Source organism: Enterobacter sp. ECC-219 (genome assembly GCF_043966805.1).
Taxonomy (GTDB): Bacteria; Pseudomonadota; Gammaproteobacteria; order Enterobacterales; family Enterobacteriaceae; genus Enterobacter; species Enterobacter cloacae_N.
Genome location: NZ_CP143680.1, coordinates 2005044 through 2021936 on the forward strand (window position 1 = coordinate 2005044; position 16893 = coordinate 2021936).

The window sequence follows — 16893 nt, forward strand, 5'->3', positions numbered from 1 at the left end:
CATTCACAACATGAATGATAGTTGAATTTATTTATTATGCTTGTAGAGATTCGTAAAGTGTTGGTTTTGTTCCACTTGTTTATCAAAAACAAACAGTTGTGTGATTATCACTCAAGTTACTTAGCCTGTGTATGCCATGCTGTCCGGAGGCTAAATAATATGTAACGGCAATATTCGGGCGCTTCGAAAATATAGAATCTGCGGTTTATTGTAAAGCGTAAAAGCGGTAAATAAACAGTGGCCCGTCAAATTATCGGGCCGCCTGGATGATATATTAAGCAGGGATATATTCGTGTGGGGGGTTGTTAAGTAGTGCTAACATGTTCTTCAGAAGCACGGGGCGTATATTCTCCGGCGTAGCGGTGTCGACCCACTGGCGCATTTGCGTCATTTCCATGCCGGCGTAGCCGCAGGGGTTTATGCGCTGGAAAGGCGTAAGATCCATATTAATATTCAATGCCAGGCCGTGGAAGGAACAGCCTTTACGAATACGTAGCCCCAGAGAGCAGATCTTCATTTCGCCAACGTAGACGCCCGGCGCATCGGCACGCGGATGCGCGTCAATACCATATTCCGCCAGCGTGTTGACGACGGTTTGCTCCAGCAAAGTGACCAGCTCACGCACGCCAAGCTTTCTGCGCTTCAGATTAAGCAGGACGTACATGACCTGCTGACCCGGGCCGTGGTAAGTCACTTGTCCGCCGCGATCGCTCTGGATCACCGGGATATCGCCCGTCATTAATAAGTGTTCCGCTTTTCCCGCCTGGCCCTGCGTAAATACCGGCAGATGTTCGACCAGCCAAATCTCATCAAGGGTAGCGTCATCGCGTGAATCGGTGAACTCGTGCATAGCCTGGGAGACAGGCTCATAAGGTTGCAGCCCGAGATGACGGACCAGAATTTTATCCTGATACAAAACACGTCTCCGAAGACGAGGAACAAAAGATGAGGGGGAGTATATCACAGCGGGGAAGAGGGGTTACCCGGTAAACCGGGTAACCGCAAAGGGACTACAGCACCATACGAACAATTTCGATATTGCCGAGCTCTTCGTACAGCGTCTCAACCTGCTCGATATGTGTAGCAGTGATGGTAATAGAAACCGAGTGGTAGTTGCCCTTGCTGCTTGGTTTTACTGACGGAGAGTAGTCACCCGGCGCATGGCGCTGTACCACTTCAACCACCTGATCAACCAGCTCAGGTTTCGCCAGACCCATTACTTTGTAGGTAAATGGGGTAGGGAATTCAAGCAGTTCGTTAAGTTTGGTTTTCATGTCAGCTCCGGCGTAACGTCAAAAAGAATAACTCCCACGTCAGGTGGGAGTTATCAGGATACTTAGTATATGGGGATCAAAATCACACTTTCAAGTGTTCGATTTTTAGCCAAACCAGTGATGGAACATCAATTTAATGTAATCAATGATTTTGCCGAAGAAATTGCCTTCAGGAATTTCTTCCAATACCACGAGTGGGCGCTGGTCGATTGTTTTACCGTCCAGCTGGAAATTGATGGTACCCACCACCTGGTTTTTCTGCAGCGGGGCATGCAGTTCGGTGGTGTTGAGCACATAGCTTGCTTTCAGATCCTTCATACGACCGCGTGGAATGGTCAGATACAGGTCTTTATCCACGCCCAGGGAAGCACGGTCGTTATCGCCGAACCAGACGGGTTCAGAAGCAAACTCTTTGCCGGCCTTCAGTGGGTTCACGGTTTCGAAGAAGCGGAAGCCCCAGGTCAGCAGCTTCTTGCTTTCGGTTTCGCGACCTTTGAAGGTGCGACCCCCCATCACGGCTGAGATCAGACGCATCTGGCCTTCAGTGGCAGAAGCCACCAGGTTGTAGCCGGCTTTGTCGGTGTGGCCGGTTTTGATGCCGTCAACGTTCAGGCTGTTATCCCACAGCAGGCCGTTACGGTTGGTTTGACGAATACCGTTGAAGGTGAACTCTTTCTCTTTGTAAATAGAGTACTCGTTCGGCACATCACGGATCAGCGCCTGACCAATCAGCGCCATATCACGCGCGGAGCTGTACTGACCGTCTGCATCGAGACCGTGTACGGTCTGGAAATGGCTGTTCTTCAGGCCCAGCGCGGTAACGTAGCTGTTCATCAGACCGACGAAAGCATCCTGGCTACCGGCGGCGAAATCGGCCATAGCCACGCAGGCATCGTTGCCGGACTGCAGGTTAATACCACGAATTAACTGAGAAACCGGAACCTGCATTCCTGGTTTCAGGAACATCAGCGAGGAACCTTTGAAAACCGGGTTCCCGGTAGCCCACGCATCGTTACCGATGGTGACCAGATCCGTCTCTTTGAACTTACCGGCTTTCATTGCCTGGCCGATAACATAGCTGGTCATCATTTTGGTCAGGCTGGCCGGGTCACGGCGGGCATCAGCATTCTGTTCTGCCAGCACTTTGCCAGAGTTGTAATCGATCAGGATGTAGGATTCCGCATCGATTTGCGGAACGCCAGGGATCATGGTCTTGATATTCAGGTCATCAGCATGAGCTGCAGAGAGTGCAGCCGCGCAAAGGGCCGTGGTCAGCGCCATGCGCTGCACAAAACGAGCAGAAAAAGTGGTCTTCATGGTCAGAACTACGACATCCGTGATGGAATTAAAAAAAGTGCCTTACTATAGCAAATGCTATTCAGGCAGGCATCCGACTTTAAGCATGAGTTTGTGAATGTGTTTTACACAAACTGACATTTCGGATACCGCCGATTAATTACTTCGTAACAGCGATAAAGGACTGCAGCTGTGCCTCACTCTGCAAACGCTGCTGCAGGGACGCCGCCTGCGACTTGCTGGAGAACGGCCCCATCTGAATACGCCAGACCGCGCCGTTTTGCTCAACGCGTCCTGGTACGCCAAACTGCTGGCTGAGACGCTGCTGATACTGCTGGGCACGGGCCCGATCGCTCACAGCCCCCACCTGAACGACAAAGCCGCCGCTGGCTGCTGCGGGAGCGGCAACGGCTGCGCTCTGGGTCGTGACCGGAGCCGTTACGGGGGCTGGCTGCTGCACGACGGGGGCGGCAACCGGCGCGGGAGTCGGCTCACTGCCCTCCAGCACGCCCGAGGCCAGGTTCGTTGGTGCGCCAAGGAAGCCGCTGCTTTTTACCGGTGCGCCAGTGGAATCATCGCTTTGCAGGGTGTCATTGCTGATCGGGCGTATTTCTCCCGCCGGCTGAGAAGGCTCTGCTGGCGAGGAGACGCTTCCCATGCCGCCGTCCAGATTTGGGCGGTCGGGGAGGGCATAGGTCTGTTTCGCCACCGTGGTACACGCGGTTCCCGGCCCGGAGAGCGAACCATCCTGCGCCACGATAATCGGGTCAATGCGAACTTTGGTGTTGTTCGAGGTGTTCAGGCGATCGGCTGACGCGCGCGACAGGGAAATTACCCGGTCGTTACCGTACGGGCCGCGGTCGTTAATACGCACGACGATCATTCGGCCGTTCGCCAGGTTGGTGATACGGGCGTAGCTTGGGATCGGTAGCGTCGGGTGCGCCGCAGTCAGCTGCATTGGATCAAATGTTTCACCCGATGCCGTCAGGTTACTGCCCGGCTCAGCATCATAAATGGCGGCAAAGCCAGCCTGGCTAAAGCGGGACGGATCCTGCACGATTTTGTAGCTTTTGCCGTCGCGCTCGTAATCCTGATTCGCGCTGGCATTCAGCGGTTCATAAACGGGATCGGCACCGCTGATTTCAACGATTGGGCCATTACACACCGCAGGCTGCGGCGGCGCGACGGTTGCCTGTTGCTGACCATCATCACTTGTGCATGCCGCAAGTAAACTTGCCGCAATGCAGATCCCCAGCCACTGCTTACGCATTCCGATCCCCTTATTTTTATACGCTTTTTGACAACATTTTTCTGTGGGTGTGGATCGACATCACGATACCAAACCCGGCCATCAACACGATCAGTGCCGAGCCTCCGTAACTCACCAGCGGCAGCGGTACGCCTACCACCGGCAGAATACCACTCACCATACCAATATTTACGAAGACATAAACGAATAAAATCAGCATCAATCCACCTGCCATGACGCGGCCAAAGGTGGTTTGCGCGCGTGCCGCAATCCACAATCCTCGCATGATGAGCAGCACGTAAAGCGCCAGCAGGATCAGGATGCCAACCAGTCCTAGCTCTTCAGCCAGTACCGCAAAGATAAAGTCGGTGTGGCGTTCCGGTAAAAACTCCAGCTGCGACTGGGTACCGTGCAGCCAGCCTTTACCGCGCAGGCCGCCGGAGCCAATCGCAATCTTGGACTGAATAATATGATAGCCCGCACCGAGCGGATCGGTTTCCGGATCGAGAAGCATCATGACGCGCTGGCGCTGGTAGTCATGCATCAGGAAGAACCACAGGATAGGGATAAACGCGGCCACCAGCACCACCGCGATACCAATCAGGCGCCAGCTTAAGCCCGACAGGAACAGGACAAACAGGCCGGAGAGGGCGATAAGGATTGAGGTACCGAGGTCAGGCTGCGCCGCAACCAGCAGCGTCGGCAGGAATATCAGCACCAGGGCGATAGCGGTATTTTTCAGCGACGGCGGACAGACGTCACGGTTGATAAAGCGCGCTACCATCAGCGGGACTGCGATTTTGGCAATCTCCGAGGGCTGGAAACGGACAATGCCCAGATCCAGCCAGCGCTGTGCCCCTTTTGAGATGGCACCGAACGCATCTACCGCCACCAGCAAAATAATACAGAAGATGTAGAGATAGGGCGCCCAGCCTTCATAGACGCGCGGCGGGATCTGCGCCATCACCACCATGATGACCAGACCCATCGCGATCTGGCCGATCTTGCGTTCCATCATGCCGATGTCCTGGCCGCTGGCGCTCCAGATAACCAGGGCGCTGTAAACCAGCAGGGCCAGCAGGATCAGCAGCATGGCTGGGTCGATGTGAATTTTATCCCACAGCGATTTTTTATTTGGATTATCCGTCATGATTATTGGTCCTCCGCCGCAGCGGCGGCCGGGTTTTCAGCCGGCAGTTCGGTGTTGTTATCACCCAGCATAATGTGGTCCAGGATCTGGCGCATGATGGTCCCTACCGCCGGGCCAGCGCCGCCGTTCTCCAGAATCATCGCCACCGCTACCTGCGGGTTATCATAAGGGGCAAACGCCGTCATCAGCTTATGGTCACGCAGACGTTCGGCAATGCGGTGTGCGTTATAGGTTTCATTGGCTTTCAGGCCAAAGACCTGTGCCGTACCGGATTTCGCGGCTACTTTATATGGCGTACCCGCGAAATACTTGTGCGCGGTTCCGTTTGGACGGTTTGCCACACCGTACATACCGTCTTTCGCTATTTCCCAGAAGCCGGAATGGATGTCACCCACCGGCGCTTCATGGGGCTGCACCCACGGCACTTTTTTGCCGTCTTCAACGGTACTTTGCAGCAGGTGCGGGACCTTAACCACGCCGTCGTTGATGAGGATCATCATCGCTTTGTTCATCTGAAGCGGGGTAGCCGTCCAGTAGCCCTGGCCGATACCCACCGGTATGGTATCACCCTGATACCACGGCTTCTTAAAGCGCTTCAGCTTCCACTCGCGGGTGGGCATGTTGCCGGACCGTTCCTCTGCCAGATCCACACCGGTGTAGTGTCCGTAGCCGAATTTGCTCATCCACTCAGACAGGCGGTCAATGCCCATGTCATACGCCACCTGATAGAAGAAAGTATCCGCAGATTCTTCCAGCGATTTAGTGACGTTCAGATGGCCGTGACCCCATTTTTTCCAGTCGCGATAGCGTTTTTCAGAGCCGGGGAGCTGCCACCAGCCCGGGTCAAACAGGCTGGTATTGCGGTTGATGACGCCCGCACTCAGCGCTGAGACTGCCACGTAAGGTTTAACCGTTGATGCCGGCGGGTAAACGCCTTGCGTAGCGCGGTTCACCAGCGGGGTGTTAGGGTCATTCAGCAGGCCGGAGTAGTCTTTACTGGATATGCCGTCAACAAAGAGGTTCGGGTCATAGCTTGGCATAGAAACCATGGCCAGAATGCCGCCGGTGCGCGGGTCTGTGACCACCACGGCCGCACGGCTGCCTGCCAGCAGGGTTTCAATATACTGCTGCAGTTTGAGATCGAGCGTCAGATAGACGTCGTGCCCCGCCTGAGGCGGTACTTCTTTAAGCTGGCGGATGACGCGGCCACGGTTGTTAACCTCAACTTCTTCATAGCCGGTCTGCCCGTGCAGGACATCTTCGTAGTAGCGTTCAATTCCCAACTTGCCGATATCGTGCGTCGCGGCGTAGTTCGCCAGCTTGCCGTCTTTATCAAGGCGCTCGACGTCTTTATCGTTAATCTTGGAAACGTAGCCAATCACATGCGTCAGCGCGGAGCCGTAAGGATAGTAGCGACGCTTGTAACCCTTCACTTCCACTCCGGGGAAGCGGTACTGGTTCACCGCAAAACGGGCGACCTGGACTTCCGTCAGATTGGTTTTCACCGGAATGGAGGTGAAACGGTGCGAGCGGGCGCGCTCCTTTTTGAAGGCCGCGATATCATCATCGTTAAGATCGACAACGCTTCTTAGCGCCTCCAGCGTATTCTGCACGTTATCAACCTTCTCCGGCATCATCTCGACTTGATAGATGGTGCGGTTTAACGCCAGCGGGGTGCCGTTACGGTCGTAGATAATGCCGCGGCTGGGCGCGATAGGCACCAGCTTAATGCGGTTTTCGTTTGAACGCGTCTGGTAATCGGTAAAGCGGACAATTTGCAGATTATAAAGGTTAGCGATCAGCACGCCGGTAAGCAGCAAAATCCCCAAAAAGGCGACCAGCGCCCGGCGCACAAACAGCGCGGACTCAGCCGTATAGTCGCGAAAAGAATTCTGTAGTTTCATCCGCTGCTTAATCTACCCTGGTCAGTCATTACTCGCGGTGATAGGGGTGGTTGGTAGTAATGCTCCACGCGCGATACAAGCTTTCCGCCACCAGGACCCGAACGAGCGGGTGGGGCAGCGTCAGCGCAGAGAGAGACCAACTTTGTTCTGCTGCCGCTTTGCAGGCGGGGGATAACCCTTCAGGCCCGCCAATCAACAGACTGACGTCGCGGCCATCCTGCTTCCAGCGCTCCAGTTCATGCGCCAGCTGCGGCGTATCCCAGGGTTTACCTGGAATATCGAGAGTGACGATGCGGTTCTTTCCTGCGGCAGCCAGCATCAGTTCACCCTCTTTGTCGAGAATACGTTTGATATCCGCGTTCTTGCCGCGCTTCCCGGCGGGGATCTCCACCACTTCGAACGGCATGTCTTTTGGAAAACGACGCAGATATTCAGTAAAACCGGTTTGTACCCAGTCCGGCATTTTGGTGCCGACGGCGACCAGCTGCAACTTCACGCATTAACCCCAGAGTTTTTCCAGCTCATACAGGCGACGGCTCTCTTCCTGCATGACGTGGACAATTACATCGCCGAGGTCAACAACCACCCAGTCAGCGGTTGCTTCACCTTCAACGCCAAGCGGTAACAGTCCTGCTGCACGCGATTCCTGAACCACATGGTCGGCAATCGAAACAACATGACGCGTAGAGGTCCCGGTGCAGATAATCATGCAGTCGGTAATACTGGATTTACCCTTAACGTCGATAGCGATGATGTCCTGACCTTTCAGGTCATCAATTTTGTCGATAACAAAATCCTGGAGTGCTTTACCCTGCAAGTTTTCCCCCTGGGTGAATGAGATTGTAAAACTATGAATTCGTGGCCAGACAGTATACCTGAACTGACGCCCCTGTCGGGACAAATGTCGCCGTCCGGGTTTTTGAAGGCGGGTATCATCCCACCCTCCGCCTGAGATTGCATCGCCATTTTTGTAAAACAATTTCTGTAAAGCAACGTTCGGCGGGAAAGTCTGGCAGCGGAGGATAACAGTATGGCTTAACCTGTCAAGGCAGGATAATCAATATGCTGCTTTTTATGCCTTCCGGCTATTTATCTGCGGTTTTCTGATACAACCCGTGCGTATGAATATACGCCAGCACCGGGGCTGGCAGCAGATCATCACAGGCTAAACCCTGCTGTAAACGTTCGCGAATAAGGGTGGCTGAGATGTCAAACCACGGCGTCTCCGCCAGATAAATCTTCCCGGCGGGCTGGTTGTGAAGATCTTCAACGTTATCGGTGAGATGGTGTTCAAGCCACTGCTGATATTGCGCTTCTCGCATGGTCAGCGGGTAGCCCGGACGGCGGCAGACGAGCAGGTGGCTGTTCTCCAGAATGGTTTCATACTTGTGCCACGTGGGAAAGTTGAGCAGGGAGTCCTGACCGATAATAAAGGCGAGCGGCTGGTTCGGCCCTTGCTCAGCCCGCCACTCCTGCAGCGTTTGCGACGTCCACGAGGGGGTGTCACGACGCAATTCACGTTCGTCCAGCCTGAAGAGCGGCTTATCCGCGATAGCCAGAGCGAGCATCTCTTTTCGCTGCTCGCTGGTTGCTTCAGGCTGGGGGCGGTGCGGCGGGACATTATTGGGCATGATGGTAACGCGCTGCAGGCCGATCAGATTCGCCAGAATTTCTACCGGCTTCAGATGCCCGTAGTGTACCGGGTCAAAGGTGCCGCCATACAGGGCCTGTAAAGAGTGCATACTATCCATCAATAAATACGTCAGCCAGCGCCTTGTGGCAGAGCAGCAGGGAAAGGCTTTCCAGCTCCGCCCACACCGACTGGCCGTAATCTTGTTTTAGGGTGAGCTCGGCGCGCATCAGAAGCTGCACAGCCTGGCGCAGCTGTTCATGGCTCAGCCGGTTGATGGCCTCGGTGGTCATTGCCCGCCGGTTTTGCCACACCCGGTGTTTATCAAACAGGGAGCGCAACGGCGTATGGGCCGACTGGCGCTTGAACGTTATCAGCAGCAACAGTTCGCGCTGCAGCGTGCGCAGCAGAATGACGGGTTCACTGCCCTCCAGGCGTAGCTGCTGAAGAATATGCAGGGCGCGTTTGCTTTTCGCCGAGAGCAGCGCATCCACCCAGTGGAACGGCGTAAAGTGCGCCGCGTCGTTCACGGCCTGCTCAACGCGCGGTAAGGTCAGCTTGCCGTCCGGCCAGAGCAGGGAAAGCCTGTCCAGCGCCTGTGCCAGAGCCAGCAGGTTGCCTTCATAGCAGTAGCAGAGCAATTGATTGGCAGCATCGTCCAGCTGAAGGTTGTTCTGCTTTGCTCTCGCCGCCACCCATTTAGGCAGGTGCGCCTGCTCAGGCGTCTGGCAGGTGACCAGCACCGCGTGGGTCGCGAGCTGGGTGAACCACGGCGCATTTTCCTGCGCTTTGGTAAGCTTGCTGCCGCGCACAATTAACAGCAGATCGCTGTGTAACAGGCTCACCAGGGTGGCGAGTTGCTCATTGATGGCCGCGTTAGGGCCGTTCTCCGGCAGCAGGATCTGGATTGTCTGGCGCGATGCAAAAAGGCTCATCGCCTGACAGAGTGAGAAGAGGGCGTTCCAGTCGGTGGTGTTATCCACCTGAACGGTATGGTGTTCATCAAAGCCCTGAGCCGCGGCCGCATGCCGCACGGCATCCAGGCTTTCCTGAAGTAGTAACGGATCGTTTCCGAGCAGCAGATACGCCGCGCGCAGCCCTTCATTGAGCTGCGCGCGGAGTTGTTCAGGATACAGCCTGATCATCATTTACCCAGAGAGGTAGAAACAGGAGGCGTGCTGGCATCCGGTTTTTCAATAATGTCAGAGCCTTCCCGGTTAGACGCTGCAATACCTGGCAGTTTGCGGATCAGCTGTTCCGCCGCCTTGTCGTACATTTCGTTGATGATAATCTGCTCTTCGGCATCTTTCGCCAGCGCGGTTTGCGGGTTATCAAAGAACGAACGATATACTTTCGTGCTGATCGGATAAATGTCTTTACCAGGGATCAGTACAGCCGCGTTGACCGTCAACACCATCTGATACTCAGCGGTACGACCATCCTGGAAAATAGAGGCGGTGTCTTTAGACAGTCCCCCTCCGACAACACGCAGGGACGGTACATCCTGACGAAGCGTACCTTTCTCGATAAGCTCAACGTCATTCAGGCGCAGCTGATTACGGATAGCCCGGCTGAGCGGGCCATTCGGATCTGATGAGTCGAAAATCATCGTTTTCATTTCAGGTGGCACCGCCGTGGTGTTGCGCAGGTGCCAGCCACAGCCAGCGGTGACAAGCACCGCCAGAGATAAGAGTATTGTTGCCAGTTGTCGCACGTTTCCTCCCGCGCTTAGCCAACGACCAGATTGAGCAGTTTACCCGGTACGTAGATCGCTTTACGTAAGGTAACGCCCTCAAGATATTTCGCAACCAGAGGTTCCTGGCCCGCGCGCTCGCGAACCTGATCTTCAGTTGCATCAACCGCCACGGTAATTTTACCACGGACTTTGCCGTTGACCTGGACCACCACCAGCGTGGTGTTTTCCACCATCGCTGCCTCGTCAGCCACCGGCCACGGCGCGTTGTCGATATCGCCTTCACCTTTCAGCTCCTGCCACAGGGTGAAGCTGACGTGCGGCGTGAACGGGTTCAGCATGCGAACGACGGCCAGCAGCGCTTCACGCATGATGGCACGATCCTGCTCGCCGTCCTGCGGGGCTTTAGCAAGTTTGTTCATCAGTTCCATAATAGCCGCAATTGCGGTATTGAAGGTCTGACGACGACCGATATCATCGGTCACTTTCGCGATCGTTTTATGAACATCACGACGCAGCGCCTGCTGATCTTCGCTCAGCGCAGCGGCGTTCAGTGCCGGGGCATCACCCTGTGCGGTGTGTTCGTACACCAGTTTCCAGACGCGTTTCAGGAAGCGGTTCGCGCCTTCCACGCCGGATTCCTGCCACTCCAGCGTCATATCAGCCGGAGAGGCAAACATCATGAACAGACGCACGGTATCCGCGCCGTAACGCTCAACCATCACCTGCGGGTCGATACCGTTGTTCTTAGACTTGGACATCTTGCTCATGCCGGTATAAACCAGTTCATGGCCTTCAGCGTCTGTCGCCTTAACGATACGGCCCTTCTCGTCGCGTTCAACGATTGCATCAACCGGAGAAACCCAGTTGCGCTCGCCGTTCGCGCCAACGTAGTAGAAGGCGTCTGCCAGCACCATGCCCTGACACAGCAGCTGTTTAGCGGGCTCGTCAGAGTTCACCATGCCCGCATCGCGCATCAGCTTATGGAAGAAGCGGAAATAGAGCAGGTGCATGATGGCGTGTTCGATGCCGCCAATGTAGATGTCTACCGGCAGCCAGTAGTTGGCGGCGTCAGAATCCAGCATACCTTCTTTGTACTGCGGGCAGGTATAGCGCGCGTAGTACCATGACGACTCCATAAAGGTGTCAAAGGTGTCGGTTTCACGCAGCGCAGGCTGGCCGTTGACGGTGGTTTTTGCCCACTCAGGATCGGCTTTGATCGGGCTGGTGATGCCGTCCATAACCACGTCTTCCGGCAGGATCACCGGCAGCTGATCTTCCGGCGTTGGCATCACGGTGCCGTCTTCCAGGGTCACCATCGGAATCGGCGCACCCCAGTAGCGCTGACGGGACACGCCCCAGTCGCGCAGACGGAAGTTCACTTTACGCTCGCCCACGCCCAGTGAGGCCAGCTTGTCGGCGATGGCGTTGAAGCCCTCTTCGAAGCTCAGACCGCTGAATTCGCCGGAGTTGAACAGGGTGCCTTTTTCGGTCAGCGCTTGCTCGGTCAGGTCGGGTTCAGAACCATCGGCAGCCAGAATAACGGCTTTAATCGGCAGGTTGTATTTGGTGGCAAATTCGTAGTCGCGCTGATCGTGACCCGGAACGGCCATTACCGCACCGGTACCGTACTCCATCAGCACGAAGTTTGCCGCCCAGACCGGGATCGCTTCGCCAGTAAGCGGGTGCTTAGCATAGAAGCCCGTCGCAACGCCTTTTTTCTCCATCGTCGCCATGTCGGCTTCGGCCACTTTCGTGTTGCGGCACTCGTCGATGAAGGTAGCCAGTTCCGGGTTGTTCTCTGCCGCTTTCTGCGCCAGCGGGTGACCTGCGGCCACGGCCAGGTAGGTCGCGCCCATGAAGGTGTCCGGACGGGTGGTGTAGACGGTCAGGGTCTGATCGTAGTTCTCAACGTTGAAGGTAATTTCCACGCCTTCAGAACGGCCGATCCAGTTGCGCTGCATGGTCTTAACGGTGTCAGGCCAGTGGTCCAGCGTATCCAGATCGTTCAGCAGTTCATCAGCGTAAGCGGTGATTTTGATAAACCACTGCGGGATCTCTTTACGCTCAACTTTGGTGTCGCAGCGCCAGCAGCAGCCGTCGATAACCTGCTCGTTCGCCAGAACGGTTTGGTCATTCGGGCACCAGTTAACGGCAGACGTTTTCTTGTATACCAGGCCTTTTTTGTACAGCTCGGTGAAGAACTTCTGCTCCCAGCGGTAGTATTCCGGGGTACAAGTCGCCAGCTCGCGGCTCCAGTCATAACCGAAGCCCAGCATTTTGAGCTGGTTTTTCATGTACGCGATGTTGTCATACGTCCATGGTGCCGGAGCGGTATTGTTTTTAACCGCTGCGCCTTCTGCAGGCAGGCCGAACGCATCCCAGCCGATTGGCTGCAGAACGTTTTTTCCCAGCATGCGCTGGTAACGGGCGATCACATCACCGATGGTGTAGTTACGCACGTGGCCCATGTGTAGTCGACCAGAAGGATAGGGAAGCATCGACAGGCAGTAATACTTCTCTTTGCTCTCGTCTTCGGTTACTTCAAAGGTGCGCTTCTCGTCCCAGTGTTGCTGGACTTTTGATTCTATCTCTTCCGGGCGGTATTGCTCTTGCATGGCAGCCAGTGGTCCTGTGTTCAATACAGCTACAAAAATGTAGCCAATGGATGTGGTAATTCAGATCCGCATAGCATAGCCCAAACGCCCGCGTCAAAACAGCCTTTCGCGCAATTGCACTTTGCAGGAATTTACCGGGTCTGTGCTTCACCTGACAAAGCGGCGGTGAAATAAGGTCTATTATTAGAAATAGTTACTTACCCGGGAGGCAAAATGATGAACAAGGTTGCTCAATTTTACCGCGAACTGGTGGCGACACTGACGGAACGGCTGCGTAACGGTGAGCGCGATATTGACGCGCTGGTCGAACAGGCGCGTGCCCGGGTGACGCAAACGGGTGAGTTAACGCGAACTGAAGTGGAAGAGGTGACGCGGGCCGTGCGCCGCGATCTTGAGGAGTTTGCGCGTAGCTACGAAGAGAGCCAGGAAGAGGTCACGGACAGCGTCTTTATGCGGGTGATCAAAGAGAGCCTGTGGCAGGAGCTGGCGGATATTACCGATAAAACCCAACTGGAGTGGCGCGAAGTATTCCAGGATTTAAACCATCACGGCGTGTACCAGAGCGGTGAAGTCGTGGGGCTGGGGAATCTGGTGTGTGAGAAGTGCCATCACCATATTGCGGTGTATACGCCGGATGTGTTGCCGCTGTGTCCGAAGTGCGGGCACGATCAGTTCCAGCGTCGGCCGTTTGAGCCTTAGATAAAAGCGCAGGTTTGTTCCCTCTCCCGGTGGGAGAGGGCCAGGGTGAGGGCATCAGGCCGCAAAAGGTAAAAGCAAAACGGCAACCTGTTGCCGTTTTTAGTGTTTGCTCCCTCTCCCCGTGGGAGAGGGTTGGGGTGAGGGCATCAGGCCGCACTATAGTAAGCCAGTCTCTCCGCCAGCAAATCCACAAACGCCCCCCGGTCGATATCCACCATCAGTGTTGTATTCGGTTTATTCCCCGTCAGCGAATAGTAATCCACCACCGTCATCCCCTGGGTGTATTTCCCCTGCGTCTCGACGCCAACCCATCTGTGCACAGTGGTAAACATCTCAGGCTTCAGTAGCCAGGCAATGGTACACGGGTCGTGCAGCGGCGCGCCGTGGAAACCCCACTTTTCGGCTTTGTGATACTCCATAAAGAAGTCGAGCAGTTCGGCCACGGTTGTCGCGACCGTATTACCCACGGAGCGGAAACGCTCAATATCGTCCGCCATAATCTGCGCGCGGTGGGTAACGTCCAGCCCAGCCATCACAATCGGTAGGCCGGACTGGAAGACAATCTCAGCAGCTTCCGGGTCGACAAAGATGTTGAACTCCGCAGCCGGCGTCCAGTTCCCCAGCCCCATCGCGCCGCCCATAATCACAATACGGGCGATTTTACCGTGCAGTTCCGGGTGGCTGTTTAGCAGCAGCGCAACGTTGGTTTGCGGTCCGGTGGCTACCAGCGTCACGGGCTCCGCGCTTTCACGCAGCACCTTCGCCATCAGCTCCACGGCGGTGCAGTTTTGCGGCGCAAAGCCCGGCTCCGGCAGTGCCGGACCGTCCAGGCCGCTTTCCCCATGAACGTTGTCGGCAATAATCAGCTCGCGCATCAGCGGCTTCACGGCCCCGCCGGCGACAGGAATATCGGTGCGTTTGAGCAGCGTCAGCATGCGCAGCACGTTGCGCAGGGTTTTATCAGGCGTTTGGTTTCCAGCGGACGAGGTGACCGCTTTTACATCGAGTTCAGGGGAGGCAAGTGCAAGAACGAGCGCGATCGCGTCATCATGACCCGGATCGCAATCGAGAATAATTGGCTGTGCCATAGCGTTCTCCATACGTAGCGTTATTTTGTGACAAGGTTAACGCTGCAATGTGACGCCGACGAGAGGAACTGAGTGAAAGCGTGAAGCAGTGCGCAATCCGCAGATTGCGCACCGGGAAGATTAGTGCAGGATTTTCGCGAGGAAATCTTTGGCGCGTTCGGATTTCGGGTTGGCGAAGAACTCTTCTTTCGGTGAGTCTTCGACAATTTTCCCTTCGTCCATAAAGATCACGCGGTTGGCCACTTTACGGGCGAAGCCCATTTCGTGCGTCACCACCATCATGGTCATCCCTTCGTGCGCAAGCTCGACCATCACGTCCAGCACTTCGTTGATCATTTCAGGATCGAGCGCCGACGTGGGCTCATCGAACAGCATGGCCACCGGATCCATACACAGCGCGCGCGCGATCGCCACACGCTGCTGCTGGCCGCCGGAAAGCTGTGCCGGGAACTTATCGGCATGCGCAGAAAGCCCCACGCGCTCCAGGAGCTTCAGCCCTTTCTCGCGCGACGCTTTTTTATCACGCTTAAGCACTTTTACCTGCGCCAGCGTCAGGTTCTCAATAATGGAGAGGTGGGGAAACAGCTCAAAATGCTGGAACACCATGCCAACGTGAGAGCGAAGCTGGGCGAGGTTGGTTTTCTTATCGTTCACTTTGGTGCCGTTCACAACAATTTCGCCCTGCTGCACAGGCTCCAGACCATTAACCGTTTTGATCAGCGTGGACTTACCGGAACCGGACGGCCCGCACACCACCACCACGTCGCCTTTTTTGACTTCGGTGGAGCAGTCGGTCAGCACCTGAAAGTGCCCATACCATTTAGAAACATTTTTCAGGGAAATCATTATACCGTCCTTTTCTTCAGCCAGCTGACCAACAGCGACGCGCTTAAACTAATCACAAAATAGACCGCACCCGCGAAGAGCACCATCTCGACCTGCGTACCATCACGTTCACCGATGGTCGACGCGGTACGGAAGAAGTCCGCCAGGCTCAGAACATAAACCAGAGAGGTATCCTGGAAAAGCACGATACCCTGGGTCAGCAGGAGCGGAACCATGGCACGAAATGCCTGCGGCAGAATGATGAGCTGCATGGACTGCCAGTGCGTCATTCCCAGCGCCAGCGCGGCGCTGGACTGCCCGCGGGAGATACTCTGGATACCCGCTCGGATAATCTCTGAATAATAAGCGGCCTCAAACATTGAGAACGCCACCATAGCGGAGATCAGGCGGATATCAGTTTTCGGCGACAGCCCCAGCACGTTCTGTAAGAAGCCGGGGACGATCAGATAAAACCACAGCAGCACCATCACCAGCGGAATAGAGCGGAACACGTTAACGTAGGCGGTCGCAAACCAGGCGAGCGGCTTAAAGCTCGACAGTCGCATGACGGCCAGCAGGGTGCCCCAGACGATACCCACGATGATGGCGATCGCGGTGATCTTTAAGGTAATTACCAGACCATCGAGCAGGTAGGGCATGGATGGAACAATAGAACTCCAGTCAAATTCGTACATTATTTGCCCCCCAGATTGCCCGGCAGGCGTACTTTGCGTTCAACCAGGTTCATCACCAGCATGATGAAAGCGTTAATCAGAACATAGGCGAGCGTGATCGCGGTGAAGGATTCCCACGCGTGAGCGGAGTAATCCAGCAGCTTGCCCGCCTGTGCAGCCATATCCACCAGGCCGATGGTTGAGGCGATGGCCGAGTTTTTCACCAGGTTCATCATCTCAGAGGTCATCGGTGGAACGATAACGCGGTAGGCGTTAGGCAGCAGCACATAGCGGTAGGTTTGTGGCAGGGTCAGGCCCATGGCCAGGCCCGCATTTTTTTGTCCGCGCGGCAATGACTGAATGGCGGCACGCACCTGCTCGCAAACGCGCGCAGCGGTAAACAGCCCCAGACACATCATGGAGGAGACAAAGAACTGCACATTCGGATCCAGCTCCGACTTGAACCACATGCCAATATTTTCCGGCAGCAGTTCCGGGATGACCAGATACCAGGTAAAGAACTGCACGATGAGCGGAACGTTACGGAACAGTTCCACATACAGTGTGCCAATGGTTGAAAGGAAACGGTTAGGGACGGTGCGCAGAATACCGAACAGCGAACCGACAAGAAACGCGATGATCCACGCCGTTATCGATAATGCCACGGTAACCTGAAAGCCGCTCCACAGCCAGCCAAGATAGGTGGTGTTGCCGAACGGGGCTTGTTGCAGGAATATGCCCCAGTTCCAGTCTATTGACATAATAAACTCCAGAAAAAAGAGGGTAGCAGCGC

At 55.4% G+C, this 16893-nt stretch carries 17 protein-coding genes; 1 reads left to right on the forward strand and 16 read right to left on the reverse strand.

Translation table 11 applies throughout. The features are described 5' to 3' along the window. Positions 1-274: 274 nt before the first annotated feature. The 12 genes from lipB to leuS all read right to left on the reverse strand — a co-directional run bounded on the left by lipB (position 275) and on the right by leuS (position 12814). Positions 275-916, reverse strand: coding sequence for a lipoyl(octanoyl) transferase LipB (lipB, locus tag V1603_RS09400; protein WP_166710428.1), 642 nt, complete (start codon positions 914-916; stop codon positions 275-277). A gap of 94 nt (positions 917-1010) precedes the next feature. After that, positions 1011-1274, reverse strand: a complete 264-nt coding sequence (gene ybeD / locus V1603_RS09405) for a DUF493 family protein YbeD (RefSeq protein ID WP_003858718.1) — start codon at positions 1272-1274, stop codon at positions 1011-1013. A gap of 105 nt (positions 1275-1379) precedes the next feature. Then, positions 1380-2591: a D-alanyl-D-alanine carboxypeptidase DacA gene (dacA, locus tag V1603_RS09410; RefSeq protein ID WP_116341193.1), complete on the reverse strand. Its 1212-nt coding sequence runs from the start codon at positions 2589-2591 to the stop codon at positions 1380-1382. A 139-nt stretch (positions 2592-2730) separates the two neighbouring features. After that, positions 2731-3840 (reverse strand): endolytic peptidoglycan transglycosylase RlpA, encoded by a 1110-nt coding sequence (rlpA, locus tag V1603_RS09415; protein ID WP_116341191.1) that lies wholly within the window; start codon positions 3838-3840, stop codon positions 2731-2733. Positions 3841-3856: 16 nt separating this feature from the next. After that, positions 3857-4969: a peptidoglycan glycosyltransferase MrdB gene (gene mrdB / locus V1603_RS09420; RefSeq protein ID WP_042715186.1), complete on the reverse strand. Its 1113-nt coding sequence runs from the start codon at positions 4967-4969 to the stop codon at positions 3857-3859. 2 nt (positions 4970-4971) lie between these two features. After that, entirely contained in the window at positions 4972-6873 is a 1902-nt protein-coding gene (mrdA, locus tag V1603_RS09425) for a peptidoglycan DD-transpeptidase MrdA (protein WP_163330468.1), read from the reverse strand. Positions 6874-6901: 28 nt separating this feature from the next. Further along, complete coding sequence (gene rlmH, locus V1603_RS09430; protein ID WP_395313834.1) at positions 6902-7369, reverse strand: 23S rRNA (pseudouridine(1915)-N(3))-methyltransferase RlmH; 468 nt, start codon at positions 7367-7369, stop codon at positions 6902-6904. A 3-nt stretch (positions 7370-7372) separates the two neighbouring features. Then, positions 7373-7690, reverse strand: coding sequence for a ribosome silencing factor (gene rsfS / locus V1603_RS09435; protein WP_003858696.1), 318 nt, complete (start codon positions 7688-7690; stop codon positions 7373-7375). A 268-nt stretch (positions 7691-7958) separates the two neighbouring features. Then, positions 7959-8624: a nicotinate-nucleotide adenylyltransferase gene (gene nadD, locus V1603_RS09440; RefSeq protein WP_192983965.1), complete on the reverse strand. Its 666-nt coding sequence runs from the start codon at positions 8622-8624 to the stop codon at positions 7959-7961. After that, a complete protein-coding gene (holA, locus tag V1603_RS09445) occupies positions 8617-9648 on the reverse strand; it encodes a DNA polymerase III subunit delta (protein WP_395313974.1) in 1032 nt (343 codons plus the stop codon). Before holA ends, nadD begins: the two co-directional genes overlap by 8 nt. After that, positions 9648-10217 (reverse strand): LPS assembly lipoprotein LptE, encoded by a 570-nt coding sequence (gene lptE / locus V1603_RS09450; protein ID WP_232935945.1) that lies wholly within the window; start codon positions 10215-10217, stop codon positions 9648-9650. Before lptE ends, holA begins: the two co-directional genes overlap by 1 nt. A gap of 14 nt (positions 10218-10231) precedes the next feature. Then, positions 10232-12814 carry a leucine--tRNA ligase gene (leuS, locus tag V1603_RS09455; protein ID WP_116341181.1) on the reverse strand — a complete coding sequence of 861 codons (2583 nt, stop codon included), beginning with the start codon at positions 12812-12814 and terminating at the stop codon, positions 10232-10234. Positions 12815-13030: 216 nt separating this feature from the next. On the opposite strand from leuS, the gene V1603_RS09460 reads away from it, so the two are divergent. Next, positions 13031-13513 (forward strand): zinc ribbon-containing protein, encoded by a 483-nt coding sequence (locus tag V1603_RS09460; RefSeq protein ID WP_166712677.1) that lies wholly within the window; start codon positions 13031-13033, stop codon positions 13511-13513. Positions 13514-13659: 146 nt separating this feature from the next. On the opposite strand, the gene rihA is transcribed toward V1603_RS09460, so the two are convergent. The 4 genes from rihA to V1603_RS09480 form a co-directional block, all read right to left on the reverse strand. After that, the gene (gene rihA / locus V1603_RS09465) at positions 13660-14601 is read right to left on the reverse strand and encodes a pyrimidine-specific ribonucleoside hydrolase RihA (protein ID WP_302218900.1); all 942 of its coding nucleotides are present in this window, start codon (positions 14599-14601) and stop codon (positions 13660-13662) included. A 120-nt stretch (positions 14602-14721) separates the two neighbouring features. Next, the gene (locus tag V1603_RS09470) at positions 14722-15447 is read right to left on the reverse strand and encodes an amino acid ABC transporter ATP-binding protein (RefSeq protein ID WP_014883001.1); all 726 of its coding nucleotides are present in this window, start codon (positions 15445-15447) and stop codon (positions 14722-14724) included. Then, positions 15447-16121 (reverse strand): glutamate/aspartate ABC transporter permease GltK, encoded by a 675-nt coding sequence (gltK, locus tag V1603_RS09475; RefSeq protein ID WP_013097580.1) that lies wholly within the window; start codon positions 16119-16121, stop codon positions 15447-15449. The genes V1603_RS09470 and gltK overlap by 1 nt, the downstream gene beginning before the upstream one ends. Then, positions 16121-16861: an amino acid ABC transporter permease gene (locus V1603_RS09480; RefSeq protein ID WP_028012347.1), complete on the reverse strand. Its 741-nt coding sequence runs from the start codon at positions 16859-16861 to the stop codon at positions 16121-16123. The genes gltK and V1603_RS09480 overlap by 1 nt, the downstream gene beginning before the upstream one ends. Between the last annotated feature and the right edge of the window lie 32 nt (positions 16862-16893).

Coding starts and splice junctions, on each gene's coding strand:
- rlpA (WP_116341191.1), bottom strand. CDS start 3,840: ATGCGTAAGCAGTGGCTGGGGATCTGCATTGCGGCAAGTTTACTTGCG.
- holA (WP_395313974.1), bottom strand. CDS start 9,648: ATGATCAGGCTGTATCCTGAACAACTCCGCGCGCAGCTCAATGAAGGG.
- ybeD (WP_003858718.1), bottom strand. CDS start 1,274: ATGAAAACCAAACTTAACGAACTGCTTGAATTCCCTACCCCATTTACC.
- V1603_RS09480 (WP_028012347.1), bottom strand. CDS start 16,861: ATGTCAATAGACTGGAACTGGGGCATATTCCTGCAACAAGCCCCGTTC.
- V1603_RS09470 (WP_014883001.1), bottom strand. CDS start 15,447: ATGATTTCCCTGAAAAATGTTTCTAAATGGTATGGGCACTTTCAGGTG.
- dacA (WP_116341193.1), bottom strand. CDS start 2,591: ATGAAGACCACTTTTTCTGCTCGTTTTGTGCAGCGCATGGCGCTGACC.
- gltK (WP_013097580.1), bottom strand. CDS start 16,121: ATGTACGAATTTGACTGGAGTTCTATTGTTCCATCCATGCCCTACCTG.
- nadD (WP_192983965.1), bottom strand. CDS start 8,624: ATGGATAGTATGCACTCTTTACAGGCCCTGTATGGCGGCACCTTTGAC.
- rihA (WP_302218900.1), bottom strand. CDS start 14,601: ATGGCACAGCCAATTATTCTCGATTGCGATCCGGGTCATGATGACGCG.
- V1603_RS09460 (WP_166712677.1), top strand. CDS start 13,031: ATGAACAAGGTTGCTCAATTTTACCGCGAACTGGTGGCGACACTGACG.
- mrdA (WP_163330468.1), bottom strand. CDS start 6,873: ATGAAACTACAGAATTCTTTTCGCGACTATACGGCTGAGTCCGCGCTG.
- mrdB (WP_042715186.1), bottom strand. CDS start 4,969: ATGACGGATAATCCAAATAAAAAATCGCTGTGGGATAAAATTCACATC.
- leuS (WP_116341181.1), bottom strand. CDS start 12,814: ATGCAAGAGCAATACCGCCCGGAAGAGATAGAATCAAAAGTCCAGCAA.